Origin of the sequence: Aurantiacibacter spongiae (genome assembly GCF_003815535.1) — a bacterium.
GTDB lineage: Bacteria > Pseudomonadota > Alphaproteobacteria > Sphingomonadales > Sphingomonadaceae > Alteraurantiacibacter > Alteraurantiacibacter spongiae.
Window position 1 is genome coordinate 513,850 of record NZ_RPFZ01000001.1, and the last position, 19,138, is coordinate 532,987.

Genomic DNA, 19,138 nt, shown 5'->3' on the forward strand with positions numbered 1-19,138 from the left:
CCTCGCGCCACGGCCCACCGGCCCGCCGCGACGCCGCCCCGTTCACGGATCTAGCGGAGAGTTTGCATGGCCAGCGCGCCGAAAGGTAATTTGCCCGTCCTGTACAAGGATCTCGTCCCCCTCAACAGCAACGAGCACGCGACGTGGCGCGCGCGCAGCGTCGACAAGGCGCCGTGGGTGGTCAACCAGCATGCGATCCCGCTGACGGTGGAGGAATTCCCGGCGGCGCAGCGCGATTTCCCGATCGTCTTTTCCGCCGGCGATCGCCCGGTCCCGCTGGCGCTGATGGGTCTCAACGAAGGCATCAACGTCTTCTTCGACGACGAAGGGGCGCCGGTCGACAAGAATGCGCCCTACATCCCGGCCTATATCCGTCGCTATCCGTTCCTGCTCGCCAAGATCGATCAGAACTCGGACAATCTCTCGCTGTGCTTCGATCCGACAACCGACCTGATCGGCGATTTCGACGAGGGCGAGCGGGTGTTCGACGACGACAAGCAACCCACGCAGCACACCCAGGCGCTGCTCGATTTCTGCGAGAAGTTCGAACAGGCGGGCAATCGCACGCAGATGTTCATGGACGAACTGAAGAACGCCGACCTCCTGATGGACGGGGAGATCGCCATCCAGCGCCGCGACAAGCCGAACGAGCCGTTCACCTATCGCGGCTTCAAGATGGTCAACCAGGAAAAGCTGCGCGAATTGCGCGGCGACCAATTGCGCAAGTGGAACGAGAACGGCCTTCTGCCGCTGATCTTCGCGCACCTGTTCTCGCTGGACCTGATGCGCAACATCTTCGCGCGGCAGGCCGAACAGGGCAAGGGTCCGCTGGGCGCGGGCGCGGGCGAGGCCGCTGCGACGATGCCCCCGGCCTGAGGCATTGCCGACCGGGCTTGGCTCCGTGCGCCGGACCGCCCCGCCCGGTCGCTCCGATTTTGCGACAAGTTGCGACACGAAATCCGCTCTTGGACGGAGCGGCGAACTTGAAACCTTAACCATCGAAATTATCTTCGAGAGGTCCGGTCGGCGCTCCCCTCATGGCCCGGTCGGACTGGCGCGCCACGGCGCGCCACCTCCCTGAACCTTGGCCGCCTCGTGCTTCGTGCACGGGGCGGTTTTTTCGTTATGTCCGCCCTATTCCGCGGCCTGGGCGAACAACGAGCCGCTGCGCGCCAGCCCGTCCGCAAGCGCGCGCACCAGCCCGGACAACAGCGTCACGACATCCGCCATGCCCGGGCCGGGTTCGCGCAGGCGCGCGTCGAGATAGGTGGTCCGGCAGATTTCGAGCTGGATCGCTCCGATTCCGCGCGCCGGCGCTCCATGCCGGTCGAGGACGTAACCGCCGGCATAGGGCCGGTTATGGGCCGCAAGGCGTCCCTCCCGGGCGAGGTAGCGCAGGGTCTCGGCGGACAGCCGGCCCTGGCACGATGCGCCGAAGCGGTCGCCCACGACGAAGTCCGCCGCCCCCTCGCCCGGTTTCGGGCCGAGCGGCGGCATGGAGTGCATGTCGATCAACAAGGCCGCGCCCCACCTGTCGCGCAGGCTTTCCAGACCCTGCGACAGGCGCGCGTGATAGGGCCGGTGCACCGCCTCGATCCGTTCCGACAAGTCGGCGGCCGCGAGCCGCCCGGACCACAGTTCCCCCAGCCCCGGCAGGCGGCGCGGAACCAGGCCCAACCCGTTGCGCGCCCGTCGCCCCGTGCTGTGCCGCGGGGCGCGGCGGCGGGCGTCGGCGACCATCTCCCAGTCGACATCGTCGGGCGAGCGGTTGAGGTCGATCATGGCCCGCGGGGCGTGGGCGACCAGCAGCGCGGCCCCGGTTGCGTGCGCCACCTGATCCGCGATGCGATCGACCAGCCTGTCCTCGAGCCGCAGCTTCGCTTCGTCGGGATGCCGCATGGCTGCGGTCAGCGTTGCGGGATAGGCCCGCCCCGCGTGCGGCACGGCGACGAGGACCGGTATCGCGTTCGCGCCCGGCCCCGGTCGGCTGAAGGTGAAGGCCGGCGCGTGCGCCCCCTCCCCCGGTATCGAACCGCCGGTCGTTGCGATGCGATCGGATGACATCATCGGTTCCTTGCTGGCGCGGATTATCCCCGGCGTCAAACGCGGTGTCTCAAAGCTGGGCACAGCGCGCAAGAGACATGATCTTGCGTGCCGGGATGCGTTAGGCAGGGCACAGATCGAAATCGAAAGGGCAACGACACCATGATCCGTATCCTGCTGGCCGAAGACGACGAGGCGATGCGCACCTACCTGGCGCGGGCGCTGGACCGGGCCGGCCATTCGGTCGTCGCCGTATCGTCCGGGACGGACGCGCTGACGATGCTGAAGACGGAAATCTACGACCTGCTGCTGTCCGACATCGTGATGCCCGGCATGGACGGGATCGAGCTGGCGCAGCGCTGCGCGGACCTGTCCCCCTCGACGAAGGTCATGTTCATTACCGGATTCGCCGCTGTCACGCTACGCGCGGCCCGCGAGGCACCGCATGCGAAGATGCTGTCCAAGCCCTTTCACCTGAAGGATCTGGTGGCCGAGGTGGAGCGGCAGTTCGAGGATGTCGCCGCCGCCTGCGTGTGAGCGTCGACAAGCCCTCTTGCCAGCGCGCCGAGCCGGCGCTAGATGGCCCGCCTGCCGCCGGCAATGCGGGCGGCGCGTGAATGGTGCGGGCGTATAGCTCAGTGGTAGAGCACTATGTTGACATCGTAGGGGTCCCAAGTTCGAACCTTGGTACGCCCACCATTCCCTGAATCTTCCCGAACAAGGATGCCGGATCAGTCGCCGCCCCGCTCCAGCGCGTCGATCCTGTCCTGCGCCTCGCCCTCCATCTTGACGAGCTCGTCGATCGTCTGTTCGATCGCGCGACGCTGATCCTGCAATTCGCGCAGGCGTTCGTTGATGCGCGATTGCAGGTGGCGCATCTGCTCTATCCGCCCGCCACCATCGTCGTAGAGCGAGAGAAACTCGCCGATCTCGCGAATGCTGAAACCCAGCCGCTTGCCGCGTAAGATCAGCTGCATCCGCCCCATCTCGCGCCGCGAATAGACCCGCATCGACCCGACACGTCGCGGACGGATAAGGCCCTTGTCCTCGTAGAAGCGCAAGGTCCGCTGAGTGACGCCCAGCAGTTCGGACGCCTCGGCGATGCTGCGCAGGTCCGCTCCCTGCGCATCCTCGGCGTCGAGCATGGCCTGTCGGGCATCCTCGCTCATGTCCCGGCCCTTCCGGCGGCTTCGGCCTTCGCTCTTTCCTCAGCCACGAGAGCCTTCTTCTCCAGCTTTCCGACCAGGGTCTTGGGCAGTTCGTCGCGAAATTCGTAGGCGTCGGGCATCTCGATGGGATTGAGCCGCCCCTTGAGGAAAGCGCGCAACTCCTCCTCGGTCAGGCTCTCGCCCTCGTGCAGGGCGACGAACAGCTTGGGCGCCTCGCCGCGGTAATCGTCGGGAATGCCGATGGCGACGGCTTCCTTCACCTTGGGGTTCTCGTAGGCGGCATCCTCGATCATGCGGGGATAGACGTTGTATCCGCTGCACAGGATGATGTCCTTCATCCGGTCGACCAGGAACAGGTAGCCGTCCTCGTCGAGATAGCCGATGTCGCCGGTTCGCAGCGCGCCGTCGACGAACACCTTTTCCGTCGCATCGGGCCTGTTCCAGTAGCCCTTCATCACCTGCGGGCCGCGCGCGCAGACCTCGCCGCGCTCGCCGGGTTCGAGGCAGCACGCGCCGCTTTCCGGATCGCGGATCTCGATAAATGTGTGGGGGAAGGCCGGCCCTGCCGAATTGTCCTTTACCGGCGTGCGACCGAGCAACGGGTTGCTAGTGATGATGGGAGAGGCTTCGGTCAGGCCATACCCTTCGGACACCGGCGATCCGGTGCGCGTCTCGTATTGCCGGCGCACGTCGAGCGGCAACGGTGCCCCGCCCGAGATGCTGGTGCGCACCGTGGAAAGGTCGGGCACCTTGTCGTCGGGCAGCGAACCCAGCGCGTTGTAGATCGTCGGCACGCCGAACATCTGCGTGGGCGGCTTGCGCGCGATGGTCTTGAGCACCTCGTCCATCTCGAAGCGCGGCAGCAGCACCAGTTCGGCGCAGACCTCGATCCCGAAATTGAGCACGCAGGTAAGCGCGAAGACGTGAAACAGCGGCAGCACGCCCAGCGTGCGTTCCTGCCGGTCGCGCTCCTCCCCGATATGCAGCAGCATCTGCGCGCTGTTGGCGGCGAGGTTGGCATGGGTCAGCATGGCACCCTTCGGCCTGCCGGTCGTTCCCCCCGTATACTGGAGCACCGCCACGTCCGATGGCACCTGCCCCATGTCACGCGGAGATGAATCATGCGCCGCCAGCGCGCCGTAATCGAGATAGGCCACGCCGGGCCGGCGGTTCGCCATTTCGGACCGCTTCAGCGCCCGCATGCCGACCGACTTCCAGAACGGCAGCACGTCGGCCATCGGGCACAAAACCACCCGCTCCATCGCCCCCTTCCCCCAGGCGGCGGCGACCTTTGCGTGCAACTGTTCGAGATCGGGAACGGCAACCATCTTCGCCCCCGAATCGACGATCAGGAACTCCACCTCGCTCGGCGAATAGAGCGGGTTGAGGTTCACCACGATTCCGCCGGCGCGCAGGACGGCATAATACAGGATGACCGAATAGGGCGTGTTGGGAAGGCACAACCCGAAGCGGTCGTCCTTGCCCAGCCCCTGCGCCTGCAACCCGGTTGCGACCCGGTCCACCAGTTCGCCCAGTTCGCCATAGGTCCATTCGCGCCCCATGAAGTCGATCGCGACGAGATCGGGATGCAGCGACACCGCGCGGTCGAACGGCTCGGTCAGGAGGCGCGGACGGATGTTCCCGTCGGCGTCGAGGATGCGGCTCGGGTCGAGAGGGTGCGAGGTGATCGCTGCCTCGGTCATCGGAAGTTCTCTCCAGTTCGATGCGACAAAACGCATCTTGATTTGCGGCTGCTTGACGTTTACGTCAGGGCACAGACTTTATCGTAATCATTCGGCGCAAAAGGTCAATCGCGTCAGACAGAAAGGCCAGACACGAAAATGAGCACACCTACTCGCGACATCGTCATCGCCGGTTATGTCCGTTCGCCCTTCCATCCCGCCCATCGCGGCGCGCTGGCGAAGGTGCGGCCGGACGACCTGGCCGCCAACACCATTCGCGGCCTGGTCGAGCGGACCGGCGTGAAGGCGGAAGATATCGAGGATATCGTGATGGGCTGCGCCTTTCCCGAAGGCGAACAGGGTTTCAACGTGGCGCGCATCGTCACCCTGCTGGCCGACCTGCCGCTGTCGGTGGGCGGCATCACCATGAACCGGTTCTGCGGTTCCTCGATGAGCGCGGTGCACTATGCCGCCGGGCAGATCGCGATGGGGGCGGGCGAGGCGTTCATCTGCGCGGGCGTCGAATCGATGAGCCGCGTGCCGATGGGTGGCTACAACCCGATGCCCAACCCCGACCTGGCGAAGAACAGCGCGGCCTATATCGGCATGGGCGACACGGCGGAAAACGTGGCTCGGCAATACGACATCTCGCGCGAGCAGCAGGAAGCCTTCGCGGTGAAGAGCCAGCAGAAGGCCGGCAAGGCGATGGAATCGGGCGCGTTCAGGGACGAGATCGTTCCCGTCACCACTCCTGACGGAAAGACCGTCGATACCGATGGCACCCCCCGCCCCGGCACGACTGCCCGGGATCTTGCGGGCCTCAAGCTGTCCTTCGACGAGAACGGCACCGTCACGGCCGGCACCGCCTCTCCGCTCACCGATGGCGCGGTAGCCCTGCTGGTGTGCAGCGCCGACTATGCCGAGGCGAACGGCCTGGCTGTCTTCGCCAAGATCAGGAGCATGGCGATTTCCGGCTGCGCGCCCGAGATCATGGGTATCGGCCCGGTCGAAGCATCGAGGAAGGCGCTCGAACGCGCTGGCCTGACCATCGGGGATATCGATATCGTCGAACTGAACGAGGCGTTCGGCAGCCAGTCGCTCGCCTGTATCGGCGATCTCGACATCCCGGAAGAGAAGATCAATCTCGATGGCGGCGCCATTGCCATCGGCCACCCGCTCGGCGCGACGGGCGCGCGCATCGTCGGCAAGGCGGCCAGCCTGCTGAAGCGCGAAGGCAAGAAATACGCGCTCGTCACCCAGTGCATCGGGGGCGGTCAGGGCATCGCGACCATCCTGGAGGCTGCATGATGGCTGATCGCAAGGACGATACCGCAATCAAGAAGGTTTGTGTCATCGGCGCGGGGACCATGGGCGCCGGCATCGCGGCGCAGGTCGCCAATGCCGGGGTGCCCGTCCTGTTGCTCGATATCGTTCCCAAGGATGGCGACAACCGCAACGCCATTGCCGAGGGCGCGGTGGCGAAGATGCTGAAGGCCGATCCCGCACCCTTCATGGGCAAGCGACCGGCTAGGCTGGTGGAAACCGGCAATATCGAGGATCACCTGGACAAGGTCGCAGAGTGCGACTGGATCGTGGAAGCGGTGATCGAGCGGCTCGACATCAAGCAGGGGCTGTACGCGAAGCTTGAAGAGGTGCGCACGCCGGGCACGGCGGTTTCGTCCAACACCTCTACCATCCCGCTGGAAAAGCTGACCGAAGGACGCTCCGACGCGTTCAAGCGCGATTTCCTTATCACCCACTTCTTCAATCCCCCCCGCTACATGCGTCTGATCGAGATCGTGGCGGGTGCGGGCAGCGATGGCGCCACGGTCGATCGCGTCGTCGATTTCGTCGATCGGCGCATGGGCAAGAGCGTGGTGATGGCCGAGGATTCGCCCGGCTTCATCGCCAATCGCATCGGCACTTTCTGGATCCAGCAGGCGGTCAATTCCGCCTTCGACATGGGTCTGACGGTCGAGGAAGCGGACGAGATCGGCGGCAGGCCGATGGGCGTGCCAAAGACCGGCATCTTCGGCCTGATCGACCTCATCGGCATCGACCTCATGCCGCATCTGATGGAAAGCCTCACCAGCACGCTGCCGCCCGACGATCCCTATCAGGCGATCGCCCGTAGCGAGAAGCTGATCGAGCAGATGATCGACGAGGGCTATACCGGCCGCAAGGGCAAGGGCGGCTTTTATGCCATGCACAAGGGCGAGGACGGCAAGCGCACGAAGATGGCGAAGCCGCTCGACGGGGGCGAATACCGCACCGCCGCGCGGCCCGGCCTGGTTCGCGGGCCTGCGGCCAAGGGCGATCTGCGCGCGCTGATCGAGACCGAGGGCAAGGTGGGCGAGTATGCCTGGGCGATCCTCGGCCCGACCTTGTCCTACGCCGCCAGCATCGTTCCGGAAGCCACCGCCACCATCGTCGGCGTCGACGACGCGATGAAGCTGGGCTACAACTGGAAGTTCGGCCCGTTCGAGATGATCGACACAATCGGCCCCGCGCATCTGCGCGAGCGGATGAAGCAGGATGGCATCCCCGTCCCGCCACTGCTCGAAACGGTTGGCGACAAGTCCTTCTACCGGGTCGAGAACGGCCAGCGCCAGTACCTCACCACCGATGGCGAGTATCGCGACATCGAGCGGCCCGAAGGCGTGCTGCTGCTGGAAGACATCAAGCGGACCCGCGACCCGATCGTCGCCAACGGTTCGGCGGCCTTGTGGGACGTGGGCGACGGCGTCGCCTGCCTCGAGTTCACGGGCAAGATGAACGCGCTCGACGAACAGGTGATGAAGCTGATCGGCAAGGCCATCCCGGTCGTCAGGTCCGACTTCAAGGCGCTGGTCGTCTATAACGAAGGCAGCAACTTTTCCGCCGGTGCCAATCTCGGCCTCGCGATGTTCGCGGTGAACATCGCCGCGTGGAGCGAGGTGGAAAAGCTGGTCAAGGCGGGGCAGGACGCCTACAAGGCGCTGAAATACGCCCCCTTCCCCGTCGTTGCCGCGCCCGCGGGGCTGGCGCTGGGCGGGGGATGCGAAATCGCGCTCAACGCGAACGCGGTGCAGGCGCACGCCGAAACCTATATCGGCCTCGTCGAATGCGGGGTGGGCCTCGTTCCCGGATGGGGCGGCTGCGGCGAGATGCTCGATCGCTGGCGCAGCAATCCGCGCCAGCCGGGCGGCCCGATGCCGACCGTTTCCAAGGTGTTCGAGACGGTCTCCACCGCCACCGTGGCCAAGTCGGCGAGCGAGGCGAAGGAGCTTGGCTTCCTGCGTCCGACGGACGGCATTACCATGAACCGCGACCGCTTGCTGCACGATGCCAAGGAACGGGCGCTGTCGATGGTCGAGGGCTACGAACCGCCGGAGAAGCCCGAATTCCGCCTCCCCGGCGAAACGGGCGCGGCGGCGCTCATGCTGGCGGTCGATTCCTTCCGCAAGCAGGGCAAGGCGACACCGCACGACGAGACGGTGGCGAAGGAGCTCGCCGGCGTGCTGACCGGCGGCGATACCGACATGACCGAAACCGTGACCGAGGCGCAGATGCTCAAGCTGGAGCGCGAGGCGTTCATGCGCCTGGTGCGAAACGACAAGACGCAGGCGCGGGTCGAGCATATGCTCGAAACCGGGAAGCCGCTGCGCAACTGACCATTCGAAAGGACTGACCGATGCAAGTCTATGAAGCCCCCATCCGCGACATGCGTTTCGTGCTCGACGAGCTGCACGAGGACGACGGGTTCGGCAATGTCGAGGGGTTCGAGGATTTCGACGGCGACATGACCGCCGCGATCCTGGAAGAGGCGAACAAGCTGTGCCGCGACGTGCTGCTGCCGCTGAACTGGCCGGGCGACCAGCAGGGCTGCCGGATCGAGAACGGCGTGGTCCGCACGCCCGACGGTTTCCCCGAGGCCTACCGGCAGTTCTGCGAAGGCGGCTGGGCCAGCCTTTCGGTCGATCCGAAATGGGGCGGCCAGGGCGCGCCGCACGCGCTCGCCAAGATGGTCGAGGAAATGAGCTGTTCGACCAACCTCAGCTTCGGTCTCTATCCGGGGCTGACGGGGGGCGCGATGGTCAGCCTGGAAGCCTATGGCAGCGAGGATCAGAAGAACTTCTACCTGCCCCGGATGGCCAACGGCGAATGGTCGGGCACGATGTGCCTGACCGAAAGCCACTGCGGCACCGATCTCGGCCTGCTGCGCACCAAGGCCGAACCGCAGGAAGACGGCAGTTACCTCGTCACCGGGAACAAGATCTTCATATCCGCCGGCGACCACGACCTGACGGACAATATCGTCCACCTGGTCCTCGCCCGCCTGCCCGATGCGCCCGCCGGGGTGAAGGGCATCTCGATGTTCCTGGTGCCCAAGTACCTGCCCAAGGACGACGGCTCGCTTGGCGACCGCAACGCGGCGCAGGCGACGGCCATCGAGCACAAGATGGGCCTCAAGGCCTCCGCCACCTGCCAGATGAGCTTCGACGGGGCAAAGGGCTGGCTCGTCGGCAAGCCCAACAAGGGCCTCGAAGCCATGTTCGCCATGATGAACACGGAACGCGTCGCGGTCGGCATCCAGGGCCTCGGCGTGGGCGAGATCGCCTACCAGTCGGCCGTCTATTACGCGAAGGATCGCCTCCAGGGCCGTTCGCTGTCGGGCGTGAAGAACCCCGATGGTCCGGCCGATCCGATCATCGTTCACCCCGACGTGCGGCGGATGCTGATGACCATGCGCGCCTACAACGAAGGGTGCCGCGCCGTGACCGCGTGGGTCAGCCGCGCGCTCGATGCCGAGCACGCTTCCCCCGAACCCGAGGTGCGCGAGCGGGCCAAGGATTTCGTCGCGCTGATGACGCCGGTGGTCAAAGCGCTGTTCACCGATCTCGGCCACGAGAGTGCGCAGCTGGCGATCCAGGTGCATGGCGGCCACGGCTACATCCAGGAAACCGGCATCGAACAGTTCGCCAGGGACGCGCGCATCGCGCAGATCTACGAGGGCGCGAACGGCATCCAGGCGCTCGACCTGGTGGGGCGCAAGCTGCCCGACCGGATGGGTCGCAACCTGCGCAGCTTCTTCCACCCCGTGTCGCAATATCTGGAAGACAATGCCGGGGACGAGAATATCGGCAAGATGATCGGCTCGCTCCAGCAGAGCTTCGGCGCGCTGCAACTCTCGACCGGGCACATCGCGCAAAAGGGGCTGAAGGATCCCGAGGAAGCGGGCGCTGCCGCCTATGACTACCTGCACCTGCTGGGCTTCGTCGCGATGGGTTACTGCTTCGCCAAGGCCGCGCAGATCGCGCATCTCAAGCTTGCCGAAGGCACCGATGACGAGGCGTTCTACAAGGCGAAGATCGCCACCGCGCAGTTCTTCTTCGACCGGCTTCTGCCGCCTGCCACCGCGCGCTTCATGGCGATCACGAGCGGCAAGTCGAGCATGATGGCCATGCCGGAGGACGCATTTTGAACGAGAACGTTCGCGCGTTCGCGGACCGGCTGACGATCCCCGCCATCGTCGCGCCGATGTTCCTGGTCTCCGGGCCGGATCTGGTAAGCGAAACGTGCCGCGCGGGGCTGTGCGGCACGTTTCCCTCGCTCAACCAGCGCAGCACCGAAGGCTTCGACGACTGGCTTTCGGAAATCGAGGAGCGCAACGGCGACGGCGCGGCCCCCTATGGCGTCAACCTAATCGTCCACAAGTCCAACCCGCGGGTGCAGGCGGACCTGGAAATCTGCGTGAAGCACGAGGTACCGCTCATCATCACCTCGCTCGGCGCGGTGCCCGAACTGGTGGACGCGGTGCACTCCTATGGCGGCGTCGTTTTTCACGACGTCATCCAGCGCCGGCATGCGGAAAAGGCGGTCGAGGCGGGCGTCGACGGCATCATCGCGGTCAGCGCGGGTGCCGGTGGCCATGCGGGCACGTTCAGCCCCTTTGCGCTGGTGAGCGAAATCCGCGAGTTCTGGGATGGGGCCATCGCGTTGTCCGGCTCGATCACGCAGGGCGGCCATGTCGCGGCGGCACAGCTGATGGGTGCCGATTTCGGCTATATCGGCAGCCATTTCATCACCGCGAACGAAAGCATGGCGCCCGACGAGCAGAAGGCGATGATGTTCGAGGCGAGCGCCAAGGACATCACCTACACCGACAAGGTGACGGGCGTGGGCGCGAATTTCCTCACGCCGAGCCTCGAAGCGGCAACACTGCCCGACCACGGCGGGGAGATGACGTTGAACGACGAGGCCCGCGCCTGGAAGACGATCTGGTCCGCCGGCCATGGTGTCGGCGCGACCCGCTCCGCCCGCCCGGCGGCGGAACTGTGCGAGGAACTGATTGTGCAATACCAGGCCGCACGGGATAAATTCTGCGCTGCCTAGGCACGAACCGCCCCTCCCGCCGTTGATCGGGGAGATGGGACGCACCGCACACATGGCACTGCCGCGCATCAACGCCATCGCGACGGCCTTGCCCGATCGCGATGTCCACGCGGCCTATAACAGTTGGGCCACGCGCCAGATCGACGACGATCGCAAGGCCGCCGTTTTCGCCCGGATGATGGAGCGCAGCGGCATCGATCACCGCTATTCCGTCCTGTCGGACGCCGACGCCCGGATCGACTTCGGCAGCTTCTACGACGCAGAAAGCCCGCCGGGGACGGCTGAACGGATGCGCCGCTATGCCGACGCCGCACCCGATCTCGCGCTGGACGCGATCCGCAAACTGCCGGAATTGGACGGCATTACCCACCTCGTCACCGCCAGTTGCACCGGCTTCATGGCGCCCGGCCTCGATCAGGTCGTGGCGCGGCGGCTCGGCCTCGACCCGGCGGTGGAGCGCGTGTCCATCGGGTTCATGGGCTGCTACGCCGGGATCACCCTGCTGCGCACGGCAGCGCACATCGTCCGCTCCCGGCCCGATGCAAGGGTGCTTGCCCTGTCCGTCGAGCTGTGCACGCTTCACATGCAGGAAACGGACGATCTGGAAGCTCTGCTCGCAATGGGCCAGTTCGCCGATGGCGCGGCGGCCGCCATCGTCAGTGGCACCGGCGCGGGGCTGGCGCTGGGCGAAAGCCTTTCGGCCACCATCGACGACAGCGAGGAGCTGATTACCTGGACCATCACCGATACCGGCTTCGTCATGCACCTGTCGGGCGCGGTTCCGGGTCGGCTGGCCGACACGATCGGCGAAGGCAACCTGCCTGCGACGCTGAAGGGCGACGAGCGCGCGTCCAGCTGGGCGGTCCATCCGGGCGGTCGCAGCATACTGGACGCGGTGGAGCGCGGGCTGGACCTGCGCGACGACGCGCTCGACACTTCGCGCAGGGTGCTCGCCGAGAGCGGCAACATGTCGTCGGCCACGGTCCTGTTCGTGCTGGGCGAGATGATGGCGGACCATCCGGAAAAGGGTGTCGCCCTTGCCTTCGGGCCGGGTCTGGCGATGGAGGGGCTGCGCTTCGGCTGGACCGATGGCGATGCTGGCTGAGCGCCGCCAGACGACCGAACTGATGGACGATCCGGCGCTGCCGGAAGCGACCTACGCCAAGGTGCTGTCCGACCTGGCGCGGGTCAACCGCCTGACCTTGGCGCATCGGCCGACGCTCGCATTCCTCGACCGGGCCATCGGTCAGCGCGGCGCGTTTTCGTTGCTGGACGTCGGCTTCGGCGATGGCGACATGCTGCGCGCGATTGCCGCATGGGCCGGCTCGCGCGGTATCCGTGCCGACCTGACCGGGGTTGACCTCAACCCGCGCAGCGAGGGGATCGCGCGGGGGAAGACCCGCGCCGATCTGCCGATTACCTACCGCACCGGCGACTACGCCGATCTTGCAGGCAAGCGGTTCGACTGCATCGTCTCCAGCCTTGTCGCCCATCACATGACGCATGACGAACTGATTGCTTTCCTGCGCTTCATGGACCGCGAGGGGCGGGCCGGCTGGTTCGTGAACGATCTGCACCGTCATGGCCTGAGCTATCACGGTTATCCCGTGCTGACGCGCCTGCTGGGCTTTCATCCCATCGTGCGCGCCGACGGCCAGACCTCCATCGCGCGCAGCTTCCGGCGGGAGGACTGGCTCGCGTTTCTTGATGACGCGCAGATCGACGGTGCGCGCATCGCCCGGTATTTCCCTTTCCGGCTATGCGTATCGAAGATCCGCTGATCCTGGGCGCCGGTCCTGCGGGCTGCGCCGCCGCCATCGCGCTGGCGCGCGAAGGGGCGCGGCCGCTGCTTGTCGACCGCGACGAGAACGTCGGCGACCCTCTGTGTGGCGGGTTCCTGAGCTGGCGCACGGTCGCGCAACTGCGCGCACTCGGCGTCGATCCCCCCGCCCTCGGCGCGCACCGGGTCGAGACGCTGCGACTGTTCGCGGGTGGTCGCGAAGCCTGCGCCGCGTTGCCCGAAGCGGCCTTCGGCCTTTCGCGCCAGGCCCTCGATACCGCCATGCGCACTGCCGCGAGGCACGCGGGCGCGACGATCGCGTTCGACGCGGTGACGAGGCTGGAACGGGGAATGGCCATCGGCCGGAGATCGCAATGGCGCTCGGACAGCATCTTCCTCGCCACCGGCAAGCACGATGTGCGCGGGCAGACCCGGCCCCGCGAGGGCGACGATATCGCGCTCGGCCTGCGCCTGCGGCTGCCCGCCTCCGCCGCACGCGCGCGGCTGATCGGCGGAGCGATCGAGCTGCACCTGTTCGACGGGGGCTATGCCGGGATCGTGTTGCAGGAAGGCGGCAGCGCCAATGTCTGTCTCGCGCTGCGCAAGTCGGCGCTGGCCCGGTACGGTGGCAGTCCGGACGCCTTGTTCGAAAGCCTCGCCGCCGAGCACCCCGCCCTTGCCGAACGGTTCGGTGACGACTGGACCACGGGCCGCACGGACACGATCGGCGCGGTACCCTATGGATGGATCGCCCGGGAAACGGCGCCCGGCCTGTTCCGGCTGGGCGATCAGGCGGCGGTGATACCCTCGCTCGCGGGAGAAGGCATTTCCATCGCTGTCGCCAGCGGCGTTGTCGCGGCCCGGCACTGGTCGAACGCGGGGGAGGCGGCGGCGCGTGCCTACCAGCACGATTTCGCCGCCCGCGCCCGGCGCCCGGTGCAGGTCGCGCGGCTCGCCCGGCGGCTGGCGGAAAGCCCCGCCGGTGGACGCGCGGCGATCGCCGTGACCCGGCTCGCCCCGACGCTCGTCACCATGATGGCGCGAATGGCCCGCATCGACGCGCCCGCCCACCTTGCGCCGCCAGCGCGCGCTGCCTAAGACGCGGCCAAACCTTCACCAAATCAGACAGACAGGACCATCATGGCGAAAATTCAGGTCAAGAACCCGATCGTGGAGATCGACGGCGACGAGATGACGAAGATCATCTGGCAGTGGATCCGCGAACGGCTGATCCTGCCCTATCTCGACGTGGACCTGAAATATTACGACCTCTCTATCGAGAAGCGCGACGAGACCGAGGACCAGATCACCGTCGATGCGGCCTATGCCATCAAGGAACACGGCGTCGGCGTGAAGTGCGCGACCATCACGCCGGACGAGGCGCGGGTCGAGGAGTTCGACCTCAAGAAGATGTGGGTCTCCCCCAACGGCACGATCCGCAACATCCTGGGCGGCGTGGTCTTCCGCGAGCCCATCGTCATCGACAACGTCCCGCGCCTGGTGCCCGGCTGGACCGACCCCATCGTCGTGGGCCGCCACGCCTTCGGCGATCAGTACCGGGCCAAGGACACGCTGATCCCCGGCAAGGGCCGCCTGCGCATGGTGTTCGAGGGCGAGGACGGCCAGAACATCGACATCGACGTGTTCGAGTTCCCCAGCCCCGGCGTCGCGATGACGATGTACAATCTCGACGATTCGATCCGCGACTTCGCGCGTGCCAGCTTCAACTATGGCCTCGACCGCGGCTGGCCGGTCTACCTGTCGACCAAGAACACCATCCTCAAGAAATACGATGGGCGCTTCAAGGATCTGTTCCAGGAAATCTTCGACGCCGAATTCAAGGACAGGTTCGAAGCCGCCGACATCACCTACGAACACCGCCTGATCGACGACATGGTCGCCGCCGCGCTGAAGTGGAACGGCAAGTTCGTGTGGGCGTGCAAGAACTATGACGGCGATGTGCAGTCCGACATCGTGGCGCAGGGCTTCGGCAGCCTCGGCCTGATGACGAGCGTGCTGATGACGCCCGACGGCAAGACGGTGGAAGCCGAGGCCGCGCACGGCACCGTCACGCGCCATTATCGTCAGCACCAGGAAGGCAAGGCCACCAGCACCAACCCCATCGCCAGCATCTTCGCGTGGACGCGCGGCCTGATCTATCGCGGCCGGTTCGACGATACGCCCGACGTGGTCAAGTTCGCCGAGACGCTGGAGCGGGTCTGCGTCAAATGCGTGGAGGACGGCAAGATGACGAAGGATCTCGCCCTCCTGATCGGCCCGAAGCAGAGCTGGATGACCACCGAGCAGTTCTTCGAAGCCATCGTCGAGGGGCTGGAAGCCGAGATGAAGCAGCAGGGCCTCGCCTGAGGCGACGCTGCCCATGATGGCGCGGGGGCGGTGGCAACAGGGCGCCGCCCCCGCCCGCCATCGAGCGCTTGAGGATCTGAGCGATGCCCGACAGCACCAGCAAGCCCCGCCTCGAGGTTCGCCAGGCGAAAATCGGCGACATTCCCGCGATCGCGGCGCTGGCGAAGCGGGTGTATGACGACTTCGTCCCCTATACCCGCAGCGAGATTCGCGGTCAGCTGAACAATTATCGCGATGGCTGCTTCGTGGCCCTGCTCGACGACAGGCTGATCGGTTATTGCGCGTCCATGCGGATCGGCGGCGACAAGGCCATGCGCCCGCATAGCTGGGACGAGATCACCGGCAACGGCTTCGGCAGCCGCCACGATCCCAATGGCGACTGGCTCTACGGCTACGAGATGTGCGTCGATCCGAAGGTGCGCGGCACCCGTATCGGGCGGCGCATGTACGAGGAACGACGCAAGCTGGCGGAGCGGCTGGACCTGAAGGGCATCGTCTTCGGCGGGCGCATGCCCAACCTGAAGCGCAACTGGCGCAGGGTCAACAGCGCGCAGGACTATCTCGACCAGGTGATCGCCGGAAAGCTTCACGATCCGGTTATCCGCTTCCAGCTCGCCAACGGGTTCGAACCGATCGGTGTCTTGAAGAACTACCTGCCCGAAGACACGAAGAGCCGCGCCAACGCCGTCCACATGGTCTGGCGCAATCCCTTCGTCGACCAGGAGGAAAGCCCCAAGTTTCGCGTTCCGCGCGACGTGGAAGGGGTTCGCATCGCCACCTGCCAGATGCAGGCGCGCGCCGTGTCGGGCTTCGACGAATTCATCCGCCAGGTGCAGTATTTCGTCGGCGTCGCGTCCGATTACGAGAGCGACTTCATCCTCTTTCCCGAACTTTTCACGCTGATGCTGCTGAGCGCGGAGGAGGAGGAGCTTTCCCCCATCGAGGCGATCGAGACGCTCAGCGACTACACCCCGCGTATCCGCGAGGCGCTGAGCGAGATGGCGCTCAAGTACAACATCAACATCATCGGCGGATCGCACCCCACGCGCATGGAGGATGGCGACATTCACAACGTCGCCTATGTCTGCCTGCGCGACGGATCGGTGCACGAACAGGAGAAGATCCATCCCACGCCGAACGAGGCGTACTGGTGGAACATTCGCGGCGGCGATTCCATCGACGTCATCCAGACCGATTGCGGCCCGATCGGCGTCCAGATCTGCTACGACAGCGAATTTCCCGAACTCACCCGCCGCCTGGCGGACGAGGGTGCGCGGATCATCTTCGTGCCGTTCTGCACCGACAGTCGGCAAGGGTACATGCGTGTGCGCTATTGCGCCGCCGCCCGCGCGATCGAGAATCAGGTCTATGTCGTGATGAGCGGCAATGTCGGCAATCTGCCCAACGTCGCCAACATGGACATCCAGTATGCGCAAAGCTGCATCCTGACGCCCTGCGACTTCCCCTTCGCGCGCGATGGTATCGCGGCGGAGGCGACGGAGAACGTGGAGACGCTGACGATCAGCGACGTGAACCTCGCCGATCTCGCCTGGGCGCGGGCCGAGGGCACGGTGCGCAATTTAGCCGATAGGCGCTTCGACCTCTACCGCATCGAATGGGACCAGTCGGGCGCCGACGGCAGCGAAGCGACGGAACCCAGCGGGCCGCCGCCGGTAAGGCAACACGGGCCGGGCGGGGGCTGAGCGGCGGCTTTTGTCAATAAGTTGTGGACGGGTCTAGGTCTGCAATTAGGGTGGAAATCGGACGTATGAGTTGTTCGAACTTGGGGGAATTCGGGTTTCTACGAGGTAACCACGACCATCCCTAATCCAACTGGCCGTTCCTCTCTCCACCAACGATAGAGACAATTCCTTGCTGAGCGTGAGCTTGACTTCGACCCGACATAAAGCGCAGCTTGCCCTTTATAATCGCCAAGGCGAGTATCAACAACTCCGCAACGATTTGCCGCGCTGGCAGCAATTTCGATCAATTCACTATCGCCGTAGAAAAGCGGCTCGTAGCCACCCCGCGAAACACACGATGAGGCCAGAAAAAGCCCGACGACCAGTAACTGCATTTTCAATAGAGACATGGGTTTGACCTCCACCGTGGGATTTTGCCCAATTCTATTTCTGTCCGCAATCGGATCATAAACGGACTATCCGCAATAAAATCGAACAAAGCGAATGTCGGACGTCAAATCCTGTGCGGCTCACCTGCAGCATCCCCCACCGTCGCCCGGCTCACCAGCCAGATCGCCAGCCACGATGCGATGAAGCCGGGAATGATCTCGTAGATTCCGGTGCTCTCGTTGAGGCCGGTCGCGATCCAGACAATCACCACCGCCGCGCCCGTGACGAGGCCGGCGACCGCGCCCGCCCCGGTCATGCGCTTCCACATCAGCGACAGGACGATCAGCGGCCCGAACGCCGCGCCGAATCCGGCCCAGGCATTGGCCACCAGATCCAGCACGCCGCTTTCGGGATCGCTGGCAATGATGATGGCGGCGACGGAGACGAGTCCGACGCATACGCGCCCGACATTCACCATCTCGCGCTCGCTCGCATCCTTGCGGATGAACAGGCGGTAGAAATCCTCGGTCAGCGAACTGGAGCTGACGAGCAGCTGGCTGGAAATGGTCGACATGATCGCGGCCAGCAGGGCGGCCAGGAGAAAGCCGGTGACGAAGGGGTGGAACAGCGTGTTCGCCAGCAGGATGAAGACTGTCTCCGAATTCTCGATGGCGAGACCGGGGTTGCGCTCCACATAGGCGCGGCCCGCAAGGCCGATGCCGAGCGCGCCGACCAGCGCGACGGCCATCCAGGTCAGGCCGATATTGCGCGCCGCCGGGATGCCCCCCTCGCGCACGGCCATGAAGCGCACGATGATGTGCGGCTGACCGAAATAGCCAAGGCCCCAGGTTACGGCGGACAGGAAGCCGATGAAGGACAGGCCGCCGAACCAGCTCAGGAAATCGGGATCGATCGTCTCCAGCGTCTGCGTCATCTGGCCGATACCGCCCCCGCCCTGCCCGTAGAGCACGACGAGCGGCATGATGACGAGCGCCAGCACCATGATGCAGCCCTGCACGAAATCGGTCAGGCTGACGGCCAGGAAACCGCCGACCATGGTATAGGCGAGCACGACCAGCGCCGTGAGCAGGACGCCGGCCATGTAGGGCGAGAAGCCGAGCAGATTGGTGTCGATGAAGCTGCTTTCGAACAGCAGGCCGCCACCCACCAGCCCCGCGGCGGAATACACGGCGAAGAAGATGACGATGATGATCGCCGATGTCAGACGCAGCGCGGTCGCCTTGTCGGGGAAACGGTTGGCGAGGAATTCGGGAATGGTCAGCGCGTTGCCGTATTCCACCGTCTGCCGCCGCAACCGCGGGGCGACGATGATCCAGTTGGCGACCGCGCCCGCGAACAGGCCGATGCCGATCCACGCCTCGACCAGACCCGACAAATAGAGCGCGCCGGGAAGGCCCAGCAGCAACCAGCCCGACATGTCCGACGCCCCCGCGGAAAGGGCGGCGACGGCCGGATGAAGGTCGCGCCCGCCGAGCAGGTAGCCTTCGGAATCCTCGGTCGATTTCTTCCACGCATACAGCCCGATGGCCAGCATGAGGATGAAATAGAGCGCGAGGGAAACGAGTGTGGGTGTCTGCATGGCGCGCGTGCATAACAAAAGTGGCCGCCAATGCTAGGGGGTGGCGGAAA

The 19,138-nt window shown here is 65.5% G+C and carries 15 protein-coding genes and 1 tRNA gene; 12 read left to right on the top strand and 4 right to left on the bottom strand.

Going from position 1 to position 19,138, the window contains the following annotated elements; translation table 11 throughout:
- The first annotated feature begins 66 nt into the window (after window positions 1–66).
- Window positions 67–876, top strand: a complete 810-nt coding sequence (locus EG799_RS02645; RefSeq protein WP_123878315.1) for a SapC family protein — start codon at window positions 67–69, stop codon at window positions 874–876.
- A 258-nt stretch (window positions 877–1,134) separates the two neighbouring features.
- On the opposite strand, the gene EG799_RS02650 is transcribed toward EG799_RS02645, so the two are convergent.
- Entirely contained in the window at window positions 1,135–2,064 is a 930-nt protein-coding gene (locus EG799_RS02650) for an N-formylglutamate amidohydrolase (protein WP_234028981.1), read from the bottom strand.
- Window positions 2,065–2,205: 141 nt separating this feature from the next.
- Between EG799_RS02650 and cpdR the strand changes: the two genes are divergently transcribed.
- Together cpdR and EG799_RS02660 are read left to right on the top strand one after the other, a co-directional pair.
- Window positions 2,206–2,580 (top strand): cell cycle two-component system response regulator CpdR, encoded by a 375-nt coding sequence (cpdR, locus tag EG799_RS02655; RefSeq protein WP_123878319.1) that lies wholly within the window; start codon window positions 2,206–2,208, stop codon window positions 2,578–2,580.
- 87 nt (window positions 2,581–2,667) lie between these two features.
- Window positions 2,668–2,742, top strand: a tRNA-Val gene (locus EG799_RS02660).
- A gap of 32 nt (window positions 2,743–2,774) precedes the next feature.
- Here the strand turns inward: EG799_RS02660 and EG799_RS02665 are convergent.
- Both EG799_RS02665 and EG799_RS02670 read right to left on the bottom strand, forming a co-directional pair.
- The gene (locus EG799_RS02665; RefSeq protein ID WP_234028982.1) at window positions 2,775–3,212 is read right to left on the bottom strand and encodes a MerR family transcriptional regulator; all 438 of its coding nucleotides are present in this window, start codon (window positions 3,210–3,212) and stop codon (window positions 2,775–2,777) included.
- The gene (locus tag EG799_RS02670; protein WP_123878321.1) at window positions 3,209–4,915 is read right to left on the bottom strand and encodes a long-chain-fatty-acid--CoA ligase; all 1,707 of its coding nucleotides are present in this window, start codon (window positions 4,913–4,915) and stop codon (window positions 3,209–3,211) included. The genes EG799_RS02665 and EG799_RS02670 overlap by 4 nt, the downstream gene beginning before the upstream one ends.
- Before the next feature lie 138 nt (window positions 4,916–5,053).
- On the opposite strand from EG799_RS02670, the gene EG799_RS02675 reads away from it, so the two are divergent.
- The 9 genes from EG799_RS02675 to EG799_RS02715 all read left to right on the top strand — a co-directional run bounded on the left by EG799_RS02675 (window position 5,054) and on the right by EG799_RS02715 (window position 17,119).
- A complete protein-coding gene (locus tag EG799_RS02675) occupies window positions 5,054–6,202 on the top strand; it encodes a thiolase family protein (protein ID WP_123878323.1) in 1,149 nt (382 codons plus the stop codon).
- A complete protein-coding gene (locus EG799_RS02680) occupies window positions 6,199–8,547 on the top strand; it encodes a 3-hydroxyacyl-CoA dehydrogenase/enoyl-CoA hydratase family protein (RefSeq protein ID WP_407641216.1) in 2,349 nt (782 codons plus the stop codon). Before EG799_RS02675 ends, EG799_RS02680 begins: the two co-directional genes overlap by 4 nt.
- 20 nt (window positions 8,548–8,567) lie before the next feature.
- The gene (locus EG799_RS02685; protein ID WP_123878327.1) at window positions 8,568–10,358 is read left to right on the top strand and encodes an acyl-CoA dehydrogenase C-terminal domain-containing protein; all 1,791 of its coding nucleotides are present in this window, start codon (window positions 8,568–8,570) and stop codon (window positions 10,356–10,358) included.
- Window positions 10,355–11,269, top strand: coding sequence for an NAD(P)H-dependent flavin oxidoreductase (locus EG799_RS02690; protein WP_325051090.1), 915 nt, complete (start codon window positions 10,355–10,357; stop codon window positions 11,267–11,269). Before EG799_RS02685 ends, EG799_RS02690 begins: the two co-directional genes overlap by 4 nt.
- A 34-nt stretch (window positions 11,270–11,303) precedes the next feature.
- Window positions 11,304–12,374, top strand: coding sequence for a type III polyketide synthase (locus tag EG799_RS02695; protein ID WP_123878329.1), 1,071 nt, complete (start codon window positions 11,304–11,306; stop codon window positions 12,372–12,374).
- Window positions 12,358–13,050, top strand: coding sequence for a methyltransferase domain-containing protein (locus EG799_RS02700; RefSeq protein ID WP_199798261.1), 693 nt, complete (start codon window positions 12,358–12,360; stop codon window positions 13,048–13,050). The genes EG799_RS02695 and EG799_RS02700 overlap by 17 nt, the downstream gene beginning before the upstream one ends.
- On the top strand, window positions 13,029–14,147 hold the full coding sequence (locus EG799_RS02705) for an NAD(P)/FAD-dependent oxidoreductase (protein ID WP_123878331.1): 1,119 nt from the start codon (window positions 13,029–13,031) through the stop codon (window positions 14,145–14,147). Before EG799_RS02700 ends, EG799_RS02705 begins: the two co-directional genes overlap by 22 nt.
- 42 nt (window positions 14,148–14,189) lie before the next feature.
- Complete coding sequence (locus EG799_RS02710; protein WP_123878333.1) at window positions 14,190–15,416, top strand: NADP-dependent isocitrate dehydrogenase; 1,227 nt, start codon at window positions 14,190–14,192, stop codon at window positions 15,414–15,416.
- 83 nt (window positions 15,417–15,499) lie between these two features.
- Window positions 15,500–17,119 (top strand): bifunctional GNAT family N-acetyltransferase/carbon-nitrogen hydrolase family protein, encoded by a 1,620-nt coding sequence (locus tag EG799_RS02715; protein ID WP_123878335.1) that lies wholly within the window; start codon window positions 15,500–15,502, stop codon window positions 17,117–17,119.
- A 493-nt stretch (window positions 17,120–17,612) separates the two neighbouring features.
- Here the strand turns inward: EG799_RS02715 and putP are convergent, their stop codons facing one another.
- Window positions 17,613–19,088 carry a sodium/proline symporter PutP gene (putP, locus tag EG799_RS02720; RefSeq protein WP_123878337.1) on the bottom strand — a complete coding sequence of 492 codons (1,476 nt, stop codon included), beginning with the start codon at window positions 19,086–19,088 and terminating at the stop codon, window positions 17,613–17,615.
- Window positions 19,089–19,138: the final 50 nt, after the last annotated feature.